Source organism: Malikia granosa, from assembly GCF_002980595.1.
GTDB lineage: Bacteria > Pseudomonadota > Gammaproteobacteria > Burkholderiales > Burkholderiaceae_C > Malikia > Malikia granosa.
Genome location: NZ_PVLQ01000012.1, coordinates 15,279 through 36,030 on the forward strand (window position 1 = coordinate 15,279; position 20,752 = coordinate 36,030).

A 20,752-nucleotide genomic window follows, 5' to 3' on the forward strand; every position below is an offset into this window, starting at 1 on the left:
TGCCTGGCGCCGTCCCGGTGTCAGGCCCGGGGCTGGCTGTTGGCGGCGGCACGCCGCTGGGCGGCCAGCCAGAGCAGGGCCAGTCCGCTCAGGCCGACCGGCAGCAGCGAGCCCCAGTTCAGCAGCGTCCAGCCCTGGGTCGTGACCAGCGCGCCCGAGGCAAACGAGGTCAGCGCCATGGTCGCGAAGACGCAGAAGTTGATCGCCGCCTGGGCCTTGTCCTTTTCCTCCGGACGGTAGGCCTGCATCGCCAGCGTGGTGCTGCCGGTGAACAGGAAGTTCCAGCCCATGCCGAGCAGGAACAGCGCGACCAGGAACTGCTGCAGGTCCTGGCCCGAGAGCGCGATCGCGATGCACAGCGCGTTGAGCAGCACACCGGCGCCCATCATGGGCAGCACGCCGAAGCGCTTGATCAGGTGGCCGGTGAAGAAGCCGGGCGCGAACATGCCGATCACATGCCACTCGAGCACCAGTGCCGCGTCCGAGAACGGCATGCCGCAGACCTGCATCGCCAGCGGCGTGGCGGCCATCAGCAGGTTCATGACCCCATAGCCCAGCGCCGAGCAGGCCGCCGCGACGATGAAGACCGGCTGGCGCGCGATCTCGCCCAGGGGCCGGCCGCTGCTGGCGCCGGCTGCCTTGGGCGCCTGGGCCGGAAAGCGGATCAGTCCGATCACGGCCATCGCCAGCAGCGCCACCAGCGCCAGCGCCAGGTAGGCCGCCAGGAAGGGGGTGCCGAGCGAATCGCGTGTCTGCTGCGCCAGGTTGGGGCCGGCGATGGCGCCGATCAGGCCACCGGCCAGCACCAGCGAGACCGCCTTTTCCCGGAACGCGGGTGCGGCCAGCTCGCCGGCGGCAAAGCGGTAGAGCTGGCCGTTGGCGCTGTAGTAGCCCGCCACCAGCGTGGAGGCGACCAGCAGCCAGAAGCTGTGCCAGTGCAGCGCGGCGGCGCAGGCCAGTGCCGACAGCAGCGCCACCCCCAGTCCGAGCTGGAACGAGACCTTGCGGCCCCAGCGCGCCTGGCTGCGCGCGACCAGTCCGGTCGAGAGCGCGCCGCCGACCACATAGCCCATGACCGGCAGCGTCGCCATCCAGCCGGCGGGCGCCAGGCTCAGGCCGACCAGGCCGTTGACCGCGATGAAGACCACGTTATTGGTCAGGAACAGGCCTTGCGCGGCGGCCAGCAGCCAGAGGTTCGGGTTCATGGAAGATGCCGATCGGATCGAGTGAGGAGGGCGGTGAGCCTGAAGTATATGGGGGGTGGGGTATTTTAGGGTCGCTCGCCAGCCAGACCAGGGCCGCGGGGTCTTGCAATAGCTTCTGCCGTCCCCAGTCTCTAGAATGACGCACCAGAACGATGCCTACCCAGGCGCCACCCAGAACATCACACAAGGGCCTCACCATGGTTCCCCATCTCGTCACCGCACTCACCGGTCCGATCAACGAACTCGAACAGCGCATCCTCGAATCCACCCCGGTGATCGAGCGCTGGTTCCGCCTGGAGTGGATGGAGCACACGCCGCCCTTCTACAGCTCGGTCGACATCCGCAATGCCGGCTTCAAGCTCGCGCCGGTCGACACCAACCTCTATCCGGGCGGCTGGAACAACCTGACGCCCGAGATGCTGCCGCTGGCGGTGCAGGCCGCGATGGCCGCGATCGAGAAGATCTGTCCCGAGGCCAAGAACCTGCTGCTGGTGCCCGAGAACCACACGCGCAACATGTTCTACCTGATGAACGTGGCGCAGCTGCAGAAGATCTTCTACCAGGCCGGCCTGAACGTGCGGCTGGGTTCGATGAACCCCGAGATCAAGGAGGCCACCACCTTCGACCTGCCCAACGGCGAGCAGGTCACGCTCGAGCCGCTGATCCGCCACAACCGGCGCATCGGCCTGAAGGACTTCGATCCCTGCACCATCCTGCTCAACAACGACCTGAGCGCGGGCGTGCCGGGCATCCTGGAGGACCTGCACGAGCAGTTCCTGCTGCCGCCGCTGCACGCGGGCTGGCATGTGCGCAAGAAGAGCCAGCATTTCAAGGCCTACGAGGAGGTCGCCAAGCGCTTCGGCAAGCTGCTCGGCATGGACCCCTGGCTGATCAATCCGCTGTTCAACAGCTGCGGCGAGGTCAACTTCGCCGAGGGCACCGGCATGGAATGCCTGCAGACCAATGTCGATGCGCTGCTCGGCAAGATCCGGCGCAAGTACAAGGAGTACGGCATCAACGAGAAGCCCTTCGTCGTGGTTAAGGCCGACAACGGCACCTATGGCATGGGCATCATGACGGTGCGCGACGCCAAGGAGCTCGACAGCCTGAACCGCCGCACCAAGAACAAGATGAACGTGATCAAGGACGGCCAGGTCGTCAACGACGTGATCATCCAGGAAGGCGTGCTGACCAACGAGCGCGTCAACGACGCGGTGGCCGAGCCGGTGGTCTACATGCTCGACCGCTATGTGGTCGGCGGCTTCTACCGCGTGCATGCCGACCGCGGCGTCGACGAGAACCTCAACGCGCCGGGTGCCAGCTTCGTGCCGCTGGCGTTCGAGAAGGGCGCGCAGCAGCCGCAGCCGGGCTACAAGCCGGGCGCGAGCGTGCCGAACCGCTTCTACATGTATGGCGTGATCGGCCGCCTGGCCATGCTGGCGGCGAGCTACGAGCTCGAGGCGACCGATCCCAACGCCGAGGTCTACGACTGAGCCTCCAAAGGTTTGCTGCCAGCGGGACGTTGCTGCCAGCCGACAGGCCGGCAGCGCTCAGCCTGTCTGTAAGGGTTGGTAACGTTTCGGGCGCACAATAGCGGCAACTGAACCCATCCGGGCGGTTCTTGCCGCCCGCATTCCGAGTGTCTGCTTCCAAATCTTCACTAGGTGCGCTCACCCTGAGTGCGATCGGCGTCGTCTACGGCGACATCGGGACCAGCGTGCTGTACGCGGTCAAGGAGGTGTTCCACTCCGGCCATGTCGAGTTCACGCCCGACAACATCTACGGCGTGCTGTCGATCTTCGTCTGGACGCTGACCGTCATCATCTCGCTCAAGTACGTGACGCTGGTGCTGCGCGCCGACAACAACGGCGAGGGCGGCCTGGTCGCGATGCTGGCGCTGGCATCGGAGTCGATCAAGCACAAGCCCCAGCTGCGGCGCTGGATGCTGCTGATCGGGGTCTTCGGCACCTGCCTGTTCTATGGCGACGGCGTGATCACGCCGGCGATCTCGGTGCTGTCGGCGGTCGAGGGTCTCGAGGTCATCTCGCCGACCTTCAAGAAGGCGGTGATCCCGCTCACGCTGGTGATCCTGTTCTGCCTGTTCGCGGTGCAGCGGCATGGCACGGCCGGCATCGGCAAGCTGTTCGGCCCGATCACGCTGCTGTGGTTCATCGGCATCGCGGCGCTGGCGCTGCCGCATATCGCCGACCACCCCGAGATCCTGGGCGCCTTGAGCCCGCACCATGCGCTGCGCTTCATCTGGGCCTATCCCGGCACCACCTTCATCATCCTGGGCGCGGTGGTGCTGTGCGTGACCGGGGGCGAGGCGCTCTATGCCGACATGGGCCATTTCGGCAAGAAGCCGATCCGCCTGGCCTGGTTCAGCGTGGTCATGCCCTGCCTGATCCTGAACTACTTCGGCCAGGGCGCGCTGCTGCTGGCCGACCCGAGCGCGGTCAAGAACCCCTTCTTCAACCTGGCACCCGACTGGCTGCTGCTGCCGACGGTGGTGATGGCGACCCTGGCGACCGTGATCGCCTCGCAGGCGCTGATCTCGGGCGCCTTCAGCGTGACCAAGCAGGTGATCCAGATGGGCTATCTGCCGCGGCTGCAGATCCAGCACACCAGCATCAAGGACACCGGCCAGATCTACATCCCCTTCGTCAACTGGGGGCTGTTCGTCGCCATCGTGCTGGCGGTCGCGCTGTTCAAGTCGTCGAGCAACCTGGCCGCCGCCTACGGCATCGCGGTCACGCTCGACATGCTGATCACGACCGTGCTGACCTTCTTCGTGATCCGCTATGGCTGGGGCTACAACTGGCTGCTGTGCGTCGGCGCGACCGGCTTCTTCTTCGTGATCGACCTGGCCTTCTTCAGCTCCAACCTGCTCAAGCTGACCGACGGCGGCTGGTTCCCGCTGCTGATCGGCGCCGCGATCTTCCTGCTGATGATCACCTGGCACGAGGGCCGGCGCCTGCTCAACGAGTCGCTCAAGAGCGACGCGCTGCCCTTGTCCGGTTTCCTCGATGCGGTCTTCATCAGTCCGCCGGCGCGGGTGCAGGGCACGGCGGTGTTCCTGACCGCGCAGCCGGGCGTGGTGCCCAATGCGCTGCTGCACAACCTCAAGCACAACAAGGTGCTGCACGAGCACAATCTGTTCGTGACGGTCTGCAACCATCCGGTGCCCTGGATCGGGATGGACAAGCGGCTCGAGATCGAGTCGCTGGGCCATGACTGCTGGCAGGTGAACGTCAGCTACGGCTTCAAGAACGACCCCGACCTGCCCAAGGCGCTCGAGCAACTCAAGGGCCGCGGCGTCGCGCTCGACCCGATGACGACCAGCTACTTCCTGTCGCGCGACATCGTGATCCCGACCATAGGCGGCGGCATGGCGCAGTGGCGCGAGAAGCTGTTCGCTTCCATGCACCACAACGCCAGCGCGGCGGCCCAGTTCCTCAACCTGCCCAACAACGCGGTGGTCGAGCTCGGCTCCAAGATCGAAATCTAACTTCAAACAATGTCGGGGACAGAGCATCGCCAGGCGATGGTCTGTCCCGCAAAGCGTATGAATATTCTCTTCATTGCCGACCCGCTCGAATCGTTCAAGACCTACAAGGACAGCACCTTCGCGATGATGCGCGAGGCGCAGCGGCGTGGCCACCAGCTGATGGCCTGCGAGCCCAAGGACCTGATGTGGCAGCGCGGCGGTCGCGTGACGGCCTATGTGCGCGACATCACCCTGACCGGCGATGCCGACGACTGGTTCGTCGCGGCGCAGCAGGCACCCGACGAGCGGCCCCAGGCGCTGGCCGAGGTCGACGCGGTGCTGATGCGCAAGGACCCGCCCTTCGACAGCGAGTATTTCTACGCCACCCACCTGCTGGGCCAGGCCCAGCGCGAGGGCGCGCGCGTCTTCAACGACCCGGCCGCGCTGCGCAACCACCCGGAAAAGCTCGCCATCATGGAGTTCCCGGAGCTGATCGCGCCGACGCTGGTCACGCGCGACGCCGCCGACGTGCGCCGCTTCCACGAGGAGCATGGCGACATCATCCTGAAACCGCTCGACGGCATGGGCGGCATGGGCATCTTCCGCGTCGGCGCGGACGGCCTGAATCTGGGCAGCATCACCGAGACCTTGAACCGCCATGGCGCGCAGAGCCTGATGGTGCAGAAGTTCCTGCCCTCGATCGCCCAGGGCGACAAGCGGGTGCTGTTGATCGGTGGCAAGCCGGTGCCCTACAGCCTGGCGCGCATCCCGCAGGGCAGCGAGATCCGCGGCAACCTGGCCGCCGGCGGCAAGGGCGTGGCGCAGCCGCTCTCGGCGCGCGATCGCGAGATCGCCGAGGCGCTCGGTCCCGTCCTGCTGGCGCGCGGCCTGCTGCTGGTCGGGCTCGACATCATCGGCGAGCACCTGACCGAGATCAACGTCACCAGTCCGACCTGCTTCCAGGAGATCTTCGACCAGACCGGCTGCGATGTCGCGGCGCTCTACCTCGAAGCGCTCGAGGCGGCGCTGGCCTGATCCGGTTTGCTGGCTGCGCTGCGGCTGCAGCGCAGCAGTCTTACTGTGGCAGGCCGTCGACGAAGACCTTGAGTTCGTTGGGCTCGAAGGCGATCCACTGCTCGTCCTTGGTCAGCGGCTGGGTCACGATGACGGCAGCGCGGTCGCCGGGCTGGTTGACCTGGGCGAAGTCCACCGTCCAGTCCTGGTCCATCAGCGTGGCCTGGTGGAAGGGATGCTGGCGCACCAGGTAGTACAGCTTGGTGCTGCAATGGGCCCAGAGCGCCTCGCCGTTCGAGAGCAGGAAGTTGAAGCTGCCGAACTGCCGGATCTGCGGCACCAGTTCGCGCAGCGTCAGCGTGAGTTCGGCCACGCTCGGCACGCCGGCATGCGATTTGGAGAGTTCCTGCATGATCCAGCAGAAGGCGCGCTCGCTGTCGGTGCTGCCGACCGGCTGGAAATGGCTGTGCAGGCGCGGCTGGTAGTCCTTCAGGTCGCCGTTGTGCGCGAACACCCAGTGCCGGCCCCACAGCTCGCGCGCGAACGGGTGGGCGTTTTCCAGGCTGACCTGGCCCACCGTGGCCTTGCGCACATGGGCGATGATGTTGGTGCTCTTGAGCGGGTAGTGGCGCAGGAAGTCCGCCATCGGCGAGGCCGCCGCGCTGTGGTGGTCGACGAACAGGCGCAGGCCCTTGCCCTCGAAGAAGGCGATGCCCCAGCCGTCGGCATGCTGGTCGGTGGCGCCGCCGCGCTGGCAAAAGCCGGTGAAGCTGAAGGTGGCGTCAGTCGGGGTGGCGCAGTTGAGTCCGAGCAGTTGGCACATGGGAGGACGGGCAAGGTGGGGCAGATGCTGCAGTTTAGCGCCTGCGCACGGGGCGGCCGCCATGCCATCCCGGTCTGGTCCGCTTCCTGGCCGCGACCGGCCTCTCTACAATCGGGCGCATGAACTTCATCGACATGCTGGGCGCGGCCGAGCGCCAGAACCAGTCCATGCTCTGCGTGGGCCTGGACCCCGAACCGGCCAAATTCCCCCACCACTGGCGCAACGACGTCTCGAAGATCTACGACTTCTGCGCGGCCATCGTCGACGCGACCGCCGATCTCGTGATCGCGTTCAAGCCGCAGATCGCCTACTTCGCCGCGCACCGCGCCGAGGAGCAGCTCGAGCGCCTGATGGCGCACATGCGGGTGCGCGCGCCGCAGGTGCCGATCATCCTCGATGCCAAGCGCGGCGACATCGGCAGCACCGCCGAGCAATATGCCAAGGAAGCCTTCGAGCGCTATGGCGCCGACGCGGTCACCCTGTCGCCCTTCATGGGCTTCGACACGGTCCAGCCCTATCTGCGCTACCCCGGCAAGGGCGTGTTCCTGCTCTGCCGCACCTCCAACCCGGGCGGCGACGACTTCCAGTTCCAGCGCCTGGCCGATGTCGAGGGCCAGCCGCGCCTGTTCGAGCATCTCGCCAGCCTGGCGCAAGGGCCCTGGAACCTCAACGGCCAGCTCGGCCTGGTGGTCGGTGCGACCTATCCGGAAGAGATCCGCCGCGTACGCGAGCTTGCCCCGACCCTGCCGCTGCTGATCCCGGGCGTCGGCGCCCAGGGCGGCGACGCCAAGGCGACGGTGCAGGCCGGCTGGCGTGGCCAGGCAGGCAGGACGACCGGCTCCGTGATCGTCAACTCCTCGCGCGCCGTGCTGTATGCCAGCGCCGGCCCGGATTTCGCCCAGGCTGCTCGCGCCGAGGCGATCCGCACCCGCGACCTGCTCAACGCTGGCCGCTGAGCCGGCTGGCGGCCGATCCGGACTCCGGCGCCTGGCGCTGGCGGGTCCGCAGCGGGCCGCCATCCCCAGACCCTAGAATCGCAGTTTCGGTCCACGCGTGCCGCCGTCCGGCGCCGTGGGCGCAAGTCCATCCCCCTATCCGGAGAGTCAAGCATGGCAGTCAACTGGACCGCACCCGAGGCCGCTAGCCTCCTGCCCATCGCGGGCGTCAAGATCGGCGTGGCCGAAGCCGGCGTGCGCAAGGCCAATCGCAAGGATCTGACCGTCTTCCTGCTGGATGCGGGCTCGGCAGTGGCGGGCGTCTTCACGCAGAACCGCTACTGCGCCGCACCGGTGCAGGTCTGCCGCGAGCACCTGGGCGCCAAGCATGGCATCCGCGCGCTGGTGATCAACACCGGCAATGCCAATGCCGGCACCGGCGCGCCGGGCCTGGTCGATGCGCGCGCCACCTGCATCGCGCTGGCGCGCCAGCTCAGCGTCTCGCCCGAGCAGATCCTGCCGTTCTCGACCGGCGTCATCATGGAGCCGCTGCCGGTGGATCGCATCGTGGCCGGCCTGCCGGCTGCGCTGGCCGACGCCCAGGCCGACCACTGGCTCAAGGCTGCCGAAGGCATCATGACCACCGACACCGTGCCCAAGGCCGCCAGCCGCCAGGCCCAGCTCGGCGGCAAGACCGTCAGCATCACCGGCATCTCCAAGGGTGCCGGCATGATCCGCCCGAACATGGCGACCATGCTGGGCTTCCTGGCCACCGATGCCGCCGTCGATGCCGCGCTGCTGCCCGAGCTGGCCAAGCGGCTGGCCGACGCCTCGTTCAACCGCGTCACGGTCGATGGCGACACCTCGACCAATGACAGCTTCGTCGTGATCGCCACCGGCCAGGCCGGCAATGCGCCGGTCACCGACCTGGCCAGCGCCGACGGCCAGGCCCTGCTCGCCGCCATGACCGAGGTCGCGCGCACGCTGGCCCATGCGATCGTGCGCGACGGCGAGGGCGCGACCAAGTTCATCGCGGTGCGCGTCGAGGGCGGCAAGAGTACCGACGAATGCCTGAAGGTGGCGTACGCGATCGCGCATTCGCCGCTGGTCAAGACCGCCTTCTTCGCCAGCGACCCGAACCTGGGCCGCATCCTGGCGGCGGTCGGCTATGCCGGCATCACCGACCTCGACCAGGGCCTGATCGAGCTGCACCTCGACGACGTGCATGTGGTCAGCCAGGGTGGCCGCCGCCCCGAGTACCGCGAGGAAGACGGCGCGCGCGTGATGGCGCAGACCGAGATCACGATCCGCGTCGGCCTGGGCCGTGGCGAGGTGTCCGACACGGTCTGGACCTGCGACTTCAGCCACGACTACGTGACCATCAACGCCGACTACCGCAGCTGATCCCATGAACGAAGCCTTCGAGCGCCTGCTGCAGCGGGCCGAATCCCTGATCGAGCGCATCGAGGCGGTGCTGCCGCAACCGCTGAGCGAGCCCGACTGGCAGGCCTCGGTGGCGTTCCGCTACCGCAAGCGTGGCGGCCATGGCCGGCTCGAGCCGGTGCGCCATGTCGCGACCATCGCGCTGGCCGACCTGCAGGAGATCGAGCAGCAGAAGGAGAGGATCGAGCGCAACACCGAGCATTTCGTGCGCGGCCTGCCGGCCAACAACGTGTTGCTGACCGGCGCGCGCGGTACCGGGAAAAGCTCGCTGATCAAGGCCTGCCTGAACACCTATGCGCCCCAGGGGCTGCGCCTGATCGAGGTCGACAAGGAGGAGCTGATCGACCTGCCCGACATCGTCGAGCTGGTGGCGGACCGGCCCGAGAAGTTCATCGTCTTTGCCGACGACCTGAGCTTCGAGAGCGGCGAGCCCGGCTACAAGGCGCTCAAGTCCATCCTCGACGGCAGCGTCTCGGCCGCCAGCGACAACCTGCTGATCTACGCGACCAGCAACCGGCGCCACCTGCTGCCCGAGACCATGAAGGACAACCTCGGCGCCCGCCACGGCGAGGACGGCGAGCTGCACCCGGGCGAGGCGGTCGAGGAGAAGATCTCGCTGTCCGAGCGCTTCGGGCTCTGGGTCAGCTTCTATCCCTTCAGCCAGGACGAGTACCTGAGCGTGGTCTGGCAATGGCTGGCGTCCTACGGCGTGCCGCAATCCGAGTTCGAGGCGGCGCGGCCGCAGGCCCTGCTCTGGGCGCTCGAGCGCGGCTCGCGCAGTGGCCGGGTGGCCTACCAGTTCGCGCGCCACTACGCCGGCAACCGCGACGCCAATCCAATGGCCGATGCCGAGGCCGACGCATGAGCGGACTGCTGGTGGCCGACGGCGAGCGCCCGCGCGAGGGCGGGGCTGACCGCCCGATCACCGAGGTCGCGGTCGGCGTGCTGATAGACCCCCAGGGCCGCTTCCTGCTGACGACCCGCCCGCCCGGCAAGGTCTATGCGGGCTACTGGGAATTTCCGGGTGGCAAGCTCGAGGCCGGCGAGAGCGTCGAGCAGGCGCTGCGACGCGAGCTGCAGGAGGAGATCGGTGTCACCATAGGCCAGGCCCATCCTTGGCAGGAGCAGCTGGTCGACTACCCGCACGCGCTGGTGCGGCTGAACTTCTGCAAGGTCTACGACTGGAGCGGCGAGCTGCAGATGCACGAAGGCCAGGCATTTGCCTGGCAGACCCTGCCGGTGACGGTCGAGCCGGTGCTGCCCGGCACGCTGCCGGTGCTCGACTGGCTGCAGCAGGAGGCCGACCAGGCCGCAGCGTCCGCCCGCGGCTGACCGCGCTGGGCTTGCCTGGCCGAGGCGGCCGGATCTGCTGGTTTCAGTGGCGCCAGCTGTCCTCGGGTGGCGCGGGCTCGAGCGGCGGCGCGGTCGGGACGCGGAATTCCTCGCTGGCCCAGGCGCCCAGGTCCAGGTTCTTGCAGCGCTCGCAGCAGAAGGGCCGGTAGCGGTTGTCGGGCGCGTAGCGGCTCGGGCCGCCGCAGGCCGGGCATTTGACGATCCGGGCCTCGAAGGCCGGGCTTTCCTTGGCGGGCTTCATCGGGTCCTCCGTTCAGGCGCAGAGTGTCACTTCGAGCGGCGCGTTGGCCTGCGCCGGCTGCAGGCGGCCGTCAACGCCGCGCTGCATCAGCCGCACCGAGAACAGCAGCCGGTTGCCGCTGATCTCGGGTACCAGGCCCTGCGCGGGGTCGAGCCGCAGCCGCAGCAGCTGGAAGCCGCGTCCGGCCGGCAGATGCTGCTGGAACTGTCCCTCCATCGCCACGACCTTGTGCGGCATGCCGCTGTCGCGCAGCAGTTTCATGAGCAGGGACAAGGCGCGGTTCAGGCCCTCGAACTCGGCCGACCATTGCGCGAGGTCGCGCTGGCGCACTTCTACCGGCCGGTGCAGCCAGTCATGGTAGACCGGCAGGTCGAATTCGCAGGTGCCGCCCGGAATCGCCATCCGGTTGCGCACCGACATCAGCCAATCATTGCCAGTCAGGCTGTAGCCGACCCGGCCCGAGTCGCTGTTGAGCGCAGCGAAGCAGGCATCGAACTGTTCGATGCAGCTGTCGAGCGCCTGCTGCGAGATCGACGGGCTGTCGCGGTAGCCGTTGAGCACCTGCTTGTGGCGCTCGATGTCCTTCATGACCTCGGACTTGAGGTCCGAGCGCGAGCTGACATCCATCAGTTCGAACAGGGTCTGGATCGCGTAGTGGTGGTCGACCGCTTGCGTGCGCGCCACCAGTTCACCGAGCCGGCGCAGCAGATGTTCCAGCCGCAGATAGGTGCGAATGCGTTCGTTGAAAGGGTACTCGTAGAGGATCACAGGACACGCATCGGGATTTCAGGCTTAACTGGCCATCATAGCCCGAATCGATGACCGAGCTGAGCCCATTGCGCCCGGACCTGCTGCTCGAGTTCGGCCAGCGTCTGGCCTTCGTTGTCGATCACGCAATCGGCGATGGCCAGCCTTTGCTCGCGGCTGGCCTGTGCCGCCAGCACGGCCTGTACCTGGTCGCGCGTCCAGCCGTTGCGCTGCATCACGCGCCGGATCTGGGTTTCGGCTGTGCAGTCGACGACCCAGACCAGGTCGCAGCGTTCGCGCCAGGCGCTCGACTCGGCCAGCAGCGGCAGGTCCAGCACCGCGACGCCGCCGGGCAAGGCCGCCAGCCGGCGGTCGATCTCGGTGCGCACGAGCGGATGGATGATGGCCTCGAGCCGGGCCCGTGCCGTCGGGTCGGCAAAGATGCACGCGCGCATGCGGTCGCGGTCCATCGCCCGATCAGGCGTGATGAATTCGTCGCCGAAGGCAGCGCGCACCGCCTCGATCGCGCTGCCGCCTGGGGCCGTGCTGGCGCGCGAGATCGCATCGGCGTCGATCAGCTCAGCGCCGAGTTGCACCAGCAGGGTTGCGACCGTGCTCTTGCCGCTGCCGATGCCACCCGTCAGGCCCAGCCGCACACATGAGTGTTCCATCAGATTCCTATCCATTGCAGAAAACGTTCAGGGCCGAACAGCAGGGCCCAGAGCCCGCCGAGCGCCAGGAAGGGGCCGAACGGCACATAGCCGCCCTCGCGCAGGCCGGGTCCGAGCTTGAGTGCGATTCCCACCGCAGCCCCGCTCAGCGAGGCCAGCAGGATGATGGGAATCAGCGCCGGCCAGCCGAACCAGGCGCCCAAGGCGGCAAACAGCTTGAAGTCGCCGTAGCCCATGCCTTCCTTGCCGGTCGCGAGCTTGAAGGCCCAGTAGATCAGCCAGAGCGAGAGATAGCCCGCGACCGCGCCCCAGAGCGACTCGCTCAGGCTGCTCGCGCTCCAGCCCAGTGCCGCCGCGATCAGCCCGGCCCAGAGCAGCGGCAGCGTGATGTCGTCGGGCAGCAGCGTGGTATCCCAGTCGATGAAGGCCAGCGCGACCAGCGCCGCGGCCAGGCCGCAGCCAGCCAGACCGGCCATGCCGTTGCCATGCACGGCCACCACCCCGGCGAACAGGAGGGCGGTCAGCGCCTCGACCAGCGGATAGCGCCAGCTGATCGGTGCCTGGCAGCTGGCGCAGCGCCCGCGCAGCAGCAGGTAGCTCAGCAGCGGGATGTTCTGCTGCCAGCGGATCAGGGCGCCGCAGCCGGGACAGCGCGATCTAGGCTGTGCCAGGCTCAGTGGCGCCTGGTCCGGGGCTGGCTGGCCGGCCAGTTCGGCACATTCGCGCGCCCAGCGCTGCTCGAGCATCAGCGGCAGGCGGTGGATCACCACATTGAGGAAGCTGCCGACCAGCAGGCCGAGCAGACCTGCCAGCCACCAGTTCCATATTCCGAGCGGGAGGTCAGACAATCGGTTTACCTTTGGGTTAACATCTCTAGCATAGTTTGGCACGACTGCTGGCCGGACAGCTGCCCCGGCGTCGGCAGCCGGTCCTGACGATTTCCGATCGTAACGCAGCGGATCGCTGCACATGGGTATGGATATGGAGACTGGCGCGTGATGGAAGAAGCCCGAGCCGCGGCGGCTGCGGGCGATGCGGTCCGGCTGCATGAACTGCGTCGCTCGCTGATCCGGCTGTGCTGGCGCCTGGTGCTGTTGAGTCTGTCGCTGCTCTTGCTTGCGGCTGCGGGCCTGTATGCCGCCTTGGTCATGGATCGCTTGCCGTCCGGCAATGCCGAGTGGCTCGTGCTGTGCGGCCTGCTCATGTTGCTGTTTTCCTGCCTGCCCTGGCTGCTGCTACTGCGCCTGATGATCGGTCGCGAGCTGCTCGATGCCTTCAGCGCCGCCGAGGCCAGCTTGCGCAGCGCCGAAGCCGAATCCAGGCGGCGTGCCTGCCTGGTCGAACTGTCGACCCTGCTGCAGCAGGCCCGCAGCCCCGCTGAACTGGCCCGCCTGCTGCTGTCCGGCCTGGCGCACCGGTTGCCGGTGCACCAGGGCCTGTGCTGCTATTGGGACGAAGGTACCCAGTCCCTGCAGGCGGCAGCGCGCTATGGTGCCGATGGCGCCGACGAGGCCCAGGTGCTGCTGCGCCAGCCCGAGCTCGCGCCGCTCCTGCTCCAGGTCGCGCGTTCGCGTCGCCCCGTCACCCTGGTCCGTCCGGGCGCCCGCTACCTGCGCATCAGCTCGGGCCTGGGCGATGCCGAGCCGGCCGAGCTGCTGATTCACCCGATCGAGCACCGCGGCCGTCTGCTGGGCTTGCTCGAACTCGCCAGCCTGCAGCCCTTCGGCGACGAGGCCAGCCGGCTGCTGCAGGAGATCGCACCGGTTCTTGCCATCTGTCTCGACAGCCTGCAGCGGGCCGAGCGCAGCGAGCGGCTGCTCGAGCAGGTCCAGGGGGCCAACGCGGCGGGCCAGCAGACCCTCGAGCCCGGCGGAGGGGTGGCATGAAGCTGCGCCGCATCAATGCCAGCGCGATCGCGCTCTACCTCGCGCTCGCGCTGCTCAATGCCGGGGCGCTGCTCCTGCTCGACCGCCTCGCGCAGCGCCAGCAGGTGGTGCAGGAGCGCCAGTACCTGGTCAGCCGGCAGGCCGAGCGCTTCCTGGAGGCGGACCGCTACCTGACCAACCAGGTCCGGGCCTTCGTCGTTACCGGCGATCCGGTCCATGAACGGAACTACTGGCAGGAAGTCCAGGTCACGCGCCGCTTCGAGCAGGCGCAGTTCGCCCTCGAAAGCCTGGACCTGAACCATGACGAGATCGCGCTGATCGAGCTGGCCAAGTCCCGCTCCGACGCCCTGGTGCGGATCGAGGCGCTGGCGATGGACGAGCGCCAGGCCGGCCGGATCGAGCAGGCGACCGGCCTTGTCTTCGGTGCCGCCTACGAGGCCGAGCTCGAAGCCATCCATGAGCCGGTGCAGCGCCTGCTGCTCAAGGTCGATCAGCGCCTGGACGATGAGTTCCGCCAGGCCGAGCGCCAACTCCGCCTGGCCTGGCATGCCAGCCTGGCACTGACCCTGCTCAGCACCCTGGCCGTGATGGTCATGCTGGGCTACTACTACAGCCGGCGCGTGCTGCAGCCGCTGTCGGCGATGAACGCGCAGGTGCTCGCGATGAAGGCCGGCCAGGCCTTCGCGCCGCTGGACTGCATGCGGGAGCGCAGCGAGGTTGGCGAACTCGCGCGTTCGCTGGCGCAATACAGCGCCACGCGCGAACAGATGGCGCAGGAGCAGTGGGCGAAGTCGCACCAGGCCCGCATCGCGACCTTGCTGCAGGCCTGCAACAGCTTCAGCGAGCTGGCGCAGCGCTTCCTGTCCGAGGTCTGCCCGCTGCTGCAGGTCGGGCATGGCGTGTTCTACGTGCTCGACGCCGAACACCACCAGCTGCGCCTGATCGCGCAATATGCCCATTCCGAGCGCAAGGGACTGGCGCAGCGCTTCGACCTCGGCGAGAGCCTGGTCGGCCAATGCGCGCTCGAGAAGGCGCCGATCCAGATCACCCGTCCGCCGCCCGACTATGTGCGGATCGTGAGCAGCCTGGGCGAGGCACCGCCCGAGGCCATCCTGGCGCTGCCCGTGCTCAGCGGGGGCAAGGTGCTGGCGGTGATCGAGCTGGCCGCGCTGCGCCTGTTCGGGCCGCGCGAGGAGGGCCTGCTCGAGGGCCTGTTGCCGATGCTCGCGATGGGGCTCGAGATCCTCGAGCGCAATGTCAGGACCCAGCGCCTGCTCGAGGCCACGCAGCAGCAGGCGCAGGAGCTCGAGCGCCAGAAGGAGGAGATCGAGGCCCAGCGCCGTTCCATCTCCGCCATCCTCGACGAGCAGAACGCGATCTTCGAGTCGGTCACCAGCGGCATCGTCGTGCTGCGCCGCCAGCAGGTCGTCAAGTGCAACCAGCACCTGGGCTGGCTGCTGGGCCGGCCCAGCGCGGAGCTGGTCGGCCACAGCATGCTGGGCTGGTTTGCCGATGCCGACAGCCGCGAGCGTATCGAGCGCAGCAGCGAGCAGATCGGCCGCGGCGAGCCGGTGCGGCTCGAGGCGGCGATGCTGCGCCAGGACGGCAGCCAGCTCTGGGTCCGGCTCAACGGCCATGCGATCGACCTCAAGGACCTGGCGCAGGGCGTGGTCTGGACGCTCGACGATGTGTCCGAGGAGCGCCATGTCGCCGACGAGATGCGTCGCGCGCGCGAGCTGGCCGAGGATGCCGCGCGCACCAAGAGCAGCTTCCTGGCCAATATGAGCCACGAGATCCGCACCCCGATGAACGCGATCATCGGCATGGCGCACCTGCTGCACAAGTCGGGACTCAATCCGCGCCAGCAGGACTACCTCGGCAAGATCCAGCGCTCGAGCCAGCACCTGCTCGGCATCATCAACGACATCCTGGACTTCTCGAAGATCGAGGCCGGCAAGCTCACCATCGAGTCGACCGACTTCGAGCTCGACGCGGTGCTCGAGAACGTCGCCAACCTGGTCGGCGAGAAGGCCGGCAGCAAGGGGCTGGAACTGGTGTTCGAGCTCGAGCCCGGCCTGACCCAGGCCCTGGTCGGCGACCCGCTGCGGCTGGGCCAGATCCTGGTCAACTACTGCAACAACGCGGTCAAGTTCACCGAGCAGGGCGAGATCCGGGTCAAGGTGTCGCAGCGCGAGGTCGGCGAGCACGATGTCCTGCTGCATTTCGCGGTCCAGGACACCGGCATCGGCCTGAGTGAGGAGCAGCGCGGCCGCCTGTTCCAGAGCTTCAGCCAGGCCGACCGCTCGACCTCGCGCCGCTACGGCGGCACCGGACTCGGGCTGGCGATCTCCAAGAGCCTGGCCCAGCTCATGGGCGGCGAGGTCGGGGTCGAATCCGAACTGGGCCGGGGCTCGACCTTCTGGTTCACCGCCCGCCTGGGCCGGGGCGAGCAGCAGCCGCAGGCCCGCCTGCCGCGACTCGACCTGCGCGGCTGCCGGGTGCTGGTGATCGAGGACAACGAATATGCCCGCACCGCATTGACCGAGATGCTGGTCGCCATGAGCTTCCGGGTCGCGGCCGTGGCCAGCGGCGAGGCCGGCGTGGAGGCGGTGCGCAGCGCCGCGGCCGCCGACCAGCCTTTCAGCGTCATCTTCACCGACTGGCAGATGCCCGGCGTCGACGGACTCGAGGCCGGGCGCCGCATCCTGGCCCTGGGCCTGTCGTCGCCGCCGCACCTGGTCATGGTCACCGCCTACGGTCGCGACGAGGTCGAAGCCGCAGCCGAGGCCGCCGGCTTCGACAGCGTGCTGACCAAGCCGGTCAATCCCTCGCAGCTGTTCGACGCCGTCATGCGGGCCTTGGGCGAGCCGCTGGCAGCGGAGCCGGTGCCGGGCGGAACCGGCAGCGCCGAGCCCGAGCTCGCGTCCATCGCCGGCGCGCGGCTGCTGCTGGCGGAGGACAACGAGCTCAACCAGGAGGTGGCGGTCGAGCTGCTCCACGACGTCGGCTTGCAAGTCGAGGTGGCCGGCGACGGCCGCGAGGCGCTCGACCGGCTGCTGCAACACGAGGCCGGCTACTACGACGCGGTGCTGATGGACATGCAGATGCCGGTGCTCGACGGAATCGGCAGCACGCTCGAGCTCCGCAAGCTGCCGCAGTTCGCCCGCCTGCCCATCATCGCGATGACGGCCAACGCGATGCAGGGCGATCGCGAGCGCTGCCTGGAGGCCGGCATGAACGACTATGTGGTCAAGCCGATCGAGCCCGACGAGCTCTGGCGCGCCCTGCTGCGCTGGATTCCGGCGCGCGCGGCGCAGGCTGCGACCGCCTCCATCCCGCCCGAGGCCGCGGCAGCCAGGCCGCAGGCCATCCCCGCGCCCGGCCCGGAAACCGTCGCCGTGGGCGCCGATGATCGCCTGGCGCCGGACGACGCTTGCCTGCCGCTGCACATCGCGGGCCTGGATGCCCGGCTGGGCCTGGGCCGCACCGCCGGCAAGCTGGCCCTCTACCGTCGCCTGCTGCAGAAATTCGTGACGCTGGAGGCAGCGGCCATCGGCCAGGTGCGGGCCGCGCTCGCGGCCGGCGATGCCGTCACCGCCGAACGCGCGGCGCACACGCTCAAGAGCACGGCCGGCAGCATCGGTGCCACCGCCCTGCAGGCCCAGGCTGCGGCGCTCGAGCAGGCCCTGCACGAGCGCTTGCCGCCAGCGGCGCTCGAGCCTCTGCTGCAAGCCTGCTCGGTCCAGCTCGAGCCGCTGGTCGCGGCGCTGGCCGCCTGGCTGGCAGCCGCCCCGAGTGAAGAGCCGCAGGCCGGCGATGGCGCCGCACCCGATGCGCAGGCGCAGCAGGCCGCGTTGCAGCGCATCGAGCGCCTGCTGGCGGACTCAGACTCCGCTGCCGAGCAGGCCTGGGAGCAGGACGGGGCGCTGTTGCGCCCGCTGCTGGGCGTGCGCTGGAGCGAGGTGGATGCGGCGCTGCGCGGTTTCGACTACGAGCAGGCGCTGCATGTCTTGCGCCAGGTGGCCAGCGCCAGCGGGAGTCGCCCATGAAGCGGTCCAGGCCAGACTTCCTGCCGGGGCTGCTGCTGCATGCCCCGGTCTACCGGCTGTTCGCCCTTGGCCTGTCCTTGTTGCTCGGCTGGCTGACGGCCAGCTTCTATCAGCGCTCCGACGAGACCGAGCTCAACCACCTGCTCGAGACCCAAGCGCAGCGCCATGCGGTACAGCTGTCCGAGGAGGTCCTGCGCGGCCGGGCGATGGGCGCCGCGGCGATGCTCGGCATCAACGAACCGGTGCTCAAGGCCCTGGTCCAGGGCCGGCTGGAGCCCGATGCGCCGCAAGTGCTCGAGCGCCTGGAGCCGGTGCGGCGGGCGCTCGATGCCGAGAGCATCTCGGTCATCGATGCCAGCGGTCGCTTGCTGGCCCAGGCGGCCGACCAGCCCGCCAGCCTCGGGCAGCAGCTGCAGGACATGCCCTACTGGCAACAGGCCTTCGCCGGCCAGGAGAACGTCTATCCCATCGCCGAGGGCGAGCGCCTGCCCCGGCGCAGCTTCCTGCTGGCGGCCCCGATCTATGCCGAGGCTCAGCGCACTGGCCTGGTGGTCGGCGTGCTCGTGATCAAGCTCTCGGCCGATGGCCTGGATTCCAGCCTGCGCCGGCTCGGCGAGCATGCCCTGCTGCTGTCGCCCCAGGGTCTGGTCTATGCGAGCAGCGACAGCGACTGGAACCTCAAGCTGGCGCACGAGATGAGCCAGGAGCAGCAGGCGGGCCTGGTGGCGCAGTTCGGACCGGCCTTTGCGGCCGGCGTCCAGCCCGGCCGCCTGCCTTTCGACCCGGCGCAGGACCGGGTCGAGCTGCTCGGCCAACGCCACCTGCGGGTGCGCGCCAGCCTGCAATGGCCCGATGCCACCGGCCGCTGGCAGCTGGTGCTGCTCGCCTCGCCAACGCTCCAGGCGTCGCGGCTCGGACAGATCGTGGCCGGCGTCACGGCCGGGCTGCTCGTGCTGGCCCTGCTGTTGTCGCTGCTGCGCGCGGCGCACAACCAGGTGGCCAGGCGTGCGGCGCTGGCACGCAGCGAGGCGGCTTCGCGCGAACTCATGCAGCTGGCGCAGTTCAAGGAGCGCCAGTCCGAGCTGTCGCTGCAGCTGCAGCGCGCCCGCGAGTTGCCCGCGCTGACCCAGGCCCTGTTCACCGAGATCGGCCGCTTCCTGCCCGTGCACCAGGGCAGCCTGTACTGCATCGAGCCCGGCCCGGACGGCCAGCCGGAGCTGCACCTGGCGGGCAGCTTTGCCACGGCGTCTGCCCCCGAGCGCGTGGCCATCGGCGACGGCCTGCTGGGTCAGTGCGCGCGCGAGCGGCGCAGCCTGGTCTTCACCGAGGTGCCAGCGGGCTTCTGGCGGCTGGAGTCCGGCCTTGGACAGGCGCTGCCGCGTGCGCTGCTGTTGCTGCCCGTCATGCGCAACGAGCTGCTGATCGGCGTGCTCGAGCTGGCCTCGATCGAGCCCGACAGCGGGCATATCACCACCCTGCTCGAAGGCCTGCTGCCGGTGCTGGCGACCAATCTCGAGGTCCTGCTGGCCGAGCGCCGCCTCGAGCGCCTGCTGGCCGAGGCACGCGCGCAGGCCAGCGTCGGCCGGGACCCCATCGACGGCGCTGGCGGCTTGGAGTACGCTGGCGCTGACAAGCCGGGCGCCGCCGCCGCCACCCAGGCCCCCGGCGCTGAATGAACCTCTTTTTCCGAGCATGCCGATGGACACCGACACCAAGCACCCCGAGCCTGCCACCATCCTGGTGGTCGACGACACCCCGGCCAACCTCTCGCTGATGACCGGCCTGCTGCGCGACGAATACAAGGTCAAGGCAGCGATCGATGGCGAGAAGGCGCTGCGCATCGCCCAGGCCACCCCGCCGCCCGACTTGATCCTGCTCGACATCATGATGCCGGGCATGGACGGCTACGAGGTCTGCCGCCGGCTCAAGGCCGATCCCGCCACGCGCGACATCCCGGTCATCTTCCTGACCGCCAAGAGCGGGGTCGAGGACGAGAAGCAGGGCCTGGACCTGGGCGCGGTCGACTACATCACCAAGCCGATCAGCCCGCCGATCGTGATGGCCCGGGTTCGCAACCACCTGGTACTCAAGGCCAGCGCCGACTTCCTGCGCGACAAGGCCGACTACCTCGAGCACGAGGTCGGCAAGCGCACCGCCGAGGTGATCGCGATCCAGGACGTGACCATCCTGGCGATGGCCTCGCTGGCCGAGACGCGCGACTCCGACACCGGCAACCACATCCGCCGCACCCAGCACTATGTCAAGGCGCTGGCGCTGAAACTGCGCGAGCAGCCCCACCTGGCCGCGCTGCTCGACGACCGCTACATCCTGATGCTGTTCAAGTCGGCGCCGCTGCACGACATCGGCAAGGTCGGCATCCCGGACCGCATCCTGCTCAAGCCCGGCAAGCTCACGCCCGAGGAGTTCGAGCTCATGAAGACGCACACCACGCTCGGGCGCGACGCCATCCATTCCGCCGAGCGCCAGCTCGGCATGCCGGTCGAGTTCCTCAAGCTGGCCAAGGAGATCGCCTACAGCCACCAGGAGAAATGGGACGGCTCCGGCTACCCCGAGGGGCTCAAGGGCGAGGCCATTCCGCTGTCGGCGCGGCTGATGGCGCTGGCCGATGTCTACGACGCGCTGATCAGCCGCCGGGTCTACAAGGAAGGCATGCCGCACGAGCAGGCGGTGGCCCTGATCAGCGCCGGCCGCGGCCAGCATTTCGATCCCGACATGGTCGATGCCTTCCTGGCCATCCACGAGGAGTTCCACGCCATCGCGCAGCGCTACATCGACACCGACAGCGAAATCGAGGCCAAGCGCCAGCACCTGGCCCGGGTGCACAACCTCTGAGCCGGAGCCCAGGCGCGGCAGTCGCGCCAGCCCCTGGAGCGCCGG

The 20,752-nt window shown here is 68.6% G+C and carries 17 protein-coding genes; 11 read left to right on the forward strand and 6 right to left on the reverse strand.

The genetic code is table 11. The annotated features are described in order from the left end of the window. Window positions 1-20: 20 nt before the first annotated feature. A complete protein-coding gene (locus tag C6P64_RS03345) occupies window positions 21-1,205 on the reverse strand; it encodes an MFS transporter (RefSeq protein WP_105747183.1) in 1,185 nt (394 codons plus the stop codon). A gap of 197 nt (window positions 1,206-1,402) precedes the next feature. Between C6P64_RS03345 and gshA the strand changes: the two genes are divergently transcribed. The 3 genes from gshA to gshB all read left to right on the forward strand — a co-directional run bounded on the left by gshA (window position 1,403) and on the right by gshB (window position 5,727). After that, window positions 1,403-2,698, forward strand: a complete 1,296-nt coding sequence (gene gshA / locus C6P64_RS03350; protein WP_105747184.1) for a glutamate--cysteine ligase — start codon at window positions 1,403-1,405, stop codon at window positions 2,696-2,698. 146 nt (window positions 2,699-2,844) lie between these two features. After that, window positions 2,845-4,713: a potassium transporter Kup gene (locus C6P64_RS03355; protein WP_105747185.1), complete on the forward strand. Its 1,869-nt coding sequence runs from the start codon at window positions 2,845-2,847 to the stop codon at window positions 4,711-4,713. Between the two features lie 57 nt (window positions 4,714-4,770). Then, a complete protein-coding gene (gene gshB / locus C6P64_RS03360) occupies window positions 4,771-5,727 on the forward strand; it encodes a glutathione synthase (RefSeq protein ID WP_105747186.1) in 957 nt (318 codons plus the stop codon). A 40-nt stretch (window positions 5,728-5,767) separates the two neighbouring features. Here gshB and C6P64_RS03365 read toward each other — a convergent pair whose 3' ends face one another. Continuing rightward, window positions 5,768-6,529: a class II glutamine amidotransferase gene (locus tag C6P64_RS03365; protein WP_105747187.1), complete on the reverse strand. Its 762-nt coding sequence runs from the start codon at window positions 6,527-6,529 to the stop codon at window positions 5,768-5,770. A 119-nt stretch (window positions 6,530-6,648) separates the two neighbouring features. Between C6P64_RS03365 and pyrF the strand changes: the two genes are divergently transcribed. From pyrF to C6P64_RS03385, 4 genes are all read left to right on the forward strand, one after another. Continuing rightward, window positions 6,649-7,485, forward strand: coding sequence for an orotidine-5'-phosphate decarboxylase (gene pyrF / locus C6P64_RS03370; RefSeq protein WP_211296790.1), 837 nt, complete (start codon window positions 6,649-6,651; stop codon window positions 7,483-7,485). Between the two features lie 153 nt (window positions 7,486-7,638). Further along, window positions 7,639-8,868 (forward strand): bifunctional glutamate N-acetyltransferase/amino-acid acetyltransferase ArgJ, encoded by a 1,230-nt coding sequence (gene argJ, locus C6P64_RS03375; protein WP_105747188.1) that lies wholly within the window; start codon window positions 7,639-7,641, stop codon window positions 8,866-8,868. A gap of 4 nt (window positions 8,869-8,872) precedes the next feature. After that, window positions 8,873-9,772 carry an ATP-binding protein gene (locus C6P64_RS03380; RefSeq protein WP_105747189.1) on the forward strand — a complete coding sequence of 300 codons (900 nt, stop codon included), beginning with the start codon at window positions 8,873-8,875 and terminating at the stop codon, window positions 9,770-9,772. Then, window positions 9,769-10,239, forward strand: a complete 471-nt coding sequence (locus C6P64_RS03385; RefSeq protein ID WP_105747190.1) for an NUDIX domain-containing protein — start codon at window positions 9,769-9,771, stop codon at window positions 10,237-10,239. The genes C6P64_RS03380 and C6P64_RS03385 overlap by 4 nt, the downstream gene beginning before the upstream one ends. A 43-nt stretch (window positions 10,240-10,282) precedes the next feature. On the opposite strand, the gene C6P64_RS03390 is transcribed toward C6P64_RS03385, so the two are convergent. Genes C6P64_RS03390 through C6P64_RS03405 form a run of 4 tightly spaced genes read right to left on the reverse strand, consistent with a single transcriptional unit; the run spans window position 10,283 to window position 12,767 of the window. After that, window positions 10,283-10,501: a DNA gyrase inhibitor YacG gene (locus tag C6P64_RS03390; RefSeq protein WP_105747191.1), complete on the reverse strand. Its 219-nt coding sequence runs from the start codon at window positions 10,499-10,501 to the stop codon at window positions 10,283-10,285. Between the two features lie 12 nt (window positions 10,502-10,513). Further along, window positions 10,514-11,269: a cell division protein ZapD gene (gene zapD, locus C6P64_RS03395; RefSeq protein ID WP_105747192.1), complete on the reverse strand. Its 756-nt coding sequence runs from the start codon at window positions 11,267-11,269 to the stop codon at window positions 10,514-10,516. Window positions 11,270-11,304: 35 nt separating this feature from the next. Further along, complete coding sequence (gene coaE, locus C6P64_RS03400) at window positions 11,305-11,919, reverse strand: dephospho-CoA kinase (RefSeq protein ID WP_105747193.1); 615 nt, start codon at window positions 11,917-11,919, stop codon at window positions 11,305-11,307. Then, window positions 11,919-12,767 (reverse strand): prepilin peptidase, encoded by an 849-nt coding sequence (locus C6P64_RS03405; RefSeq protein WP_245911617.1) that lies wholly within the window; start codon window positions 12,765-12,767, stop codon window positions 11,919-11,921. The genes coaE and C6P64_RS03405 overlap by 1 nt, the downstream gene beginning before the upstream one ends. A 150-nt stretch (window positions 12,768-12,917) precedes the next feature. Between C6P64_RS03405 and C6P64_RS03410 the strand changes: the two genes are divergently transcribed. Genes C6P64_RS03410 through C6P64_RS03425 form a run of 4 tightly spaced genes read left to right on the forward strand, consistent with a single transcriptional unit; the run spans window position 12,918 to window position 20,707 of the window. Further along, entirely contained in the window at window positions 12,918-13,805 is an 888-nt protein-coding gene (locus C6P64_RS03410) for a GAF domain-containing protein (protein ID WP_105747195.1), read from the forward strand. Further along, a complete protein-coding gene (locus C6P64_RS03415) occupies window positions 13,802-17,854 on the forward strand; it encodes a hybrid sensor histidine kinase/response regulator (protein WP_105747196.1) in 4,053 nt (1,350 codons plus the stop codon). The genes C6P64_RS03410 and C6P64_RS03415 overlap by 4 nt, the downstream gene beginning before the upstream one ends. After that, on the forward strand, window positions 17,851-19,530 hold the full coding sequence (locus C6P64_RS03420; protein WP_105747197.1) for a GAF domain-containing protein: 1,680 nt from the start codon (window positions 17,851-17,853) through the stop codon (window positions 19,528-19,530). The genes C6P64_RS03415 and C6P64_RS03420 overlap by 4 nt, the downstream gene beginning before the upstream one ends. Window positions 19,531-19,552: 22 nt before the next feature. Further along, window positions 19,553-20,707, forward strand: a complete 1,155-nt coding sequence (locus C6P64_RS03425) for a response regulator (RefSeq protein WP_105747198.1) — start codon at window positions 19,553-19,555, stop codon at window positions 20,705-20,707. The last annotated feature ends 45 nt before the right edge of the window (window positions 20,708-20,752 follow it).

What these genes read in the sequence shown, in the direction of transcription:
- C6P64_RS03345 (WP_105747183.1), bottom strand. Translation starts at nt 1,205, where the DNA reads ATGAACCCGAACCTCTGGCTGCTGGCCGCCGCGCAAGGCCTGTTCCTG.
- gshA (WP_105747184.1), top strand. Translation starts at nt 1,403, where the DNA reads ATGGTTCCCCATCTCGTCACCGCACTCACCGGTCCGATCAACGAACTC.
- gshB (WP_105747186.1), top strand. Translation starts at nt 4,771, where the DNA reads ATGAATATTCTCTTCATTGCCGACCCGCTCGAATCGTTCAAGACCTAC.
- C6P64_RS03365 (WP_105747187.1), bottom strand. Translation starts at nt 6,529, where the DNA reads ATGTGCCAACTGCTCGGACTCAACTGCGCCACCCCGACTGACGCCACC.
- pyrF (WP_211296790.1), top strand. Translation starts at nt 6,649, where the DNA reads ATGAACTTCATCGACATGCTGGGCGCGGCCGAGCGCCAGAACCAGTCC.
- argJ (WP_105747188.1), top strand. Translation starts at nt 7,639, where the DNA reads ATGGCAGTCAACTGGACCGCACCCGAGGCCGCTAGCCTCCTGCCCATC.
- C6P64_RS03380 (WP_105747189.1), top strand. Translation starts at nt 8,873, where the DNA reads ATGAACGAAGCCTTCGAGCGCCTGCTGCAGCGGGCCGAATCCCTGATC.
- C6P64_RS03385 (WP_105747190.1), top strand. Translation starts at nt 9,769, where the DNA reads ATGAGCGGACTGCTGGTGGCCGACGGCGAGCGCCCGCGCGAGGGCGGG.
- C6P64_RS03390 (WP_105747191.1), bottom strand. Translation starts at nt 10,501, where the DNA reads ATGAAGCCCGCCAAGGAAAGCCCGGCCTTCGAGGCCCGGATCGTCAAA.
- coaE (WP_105747193.1), bottom strand. Translation starts at nt 11,919, where the DNA reads ATGGAACACTCATGTGTGCGGCTGGGCCTGACGGGTGGCATCGGCAGC.
- C6P64_RS03410 (WP_105747195.1), top strand. Translation starts at nt 12,918, where the DNA reads ATGGAAGAAGCCCGAGCCGCGGCGGCTGCGGGCGATGCGGTCCGGCTG.
- C6P64_RS03415 (WP_105747196.1), top strand. Translation starts at nt 13,802, where the DNA reads ATGAAGCTGCGCCGCATCAATGCCAGCGCGATCGCGCTCTACCTCGCG.
- C6P64_RS03420 (WP_105747197.1), top strand. Translation starts at nt 17,851, where the DNA reads ATGAAGCGGTCCAGGCCAGACTTCCTGCCGGGGCTGCTGCTGCATGCC.
- C6P64_RS03425 (WP_105747198.1), top strand. Translation starts at nt 19,553, where the DNA reads ATGGACACCGACACCAAGCACCCCGAGCCTGCCACCATCCTGGTGGTC.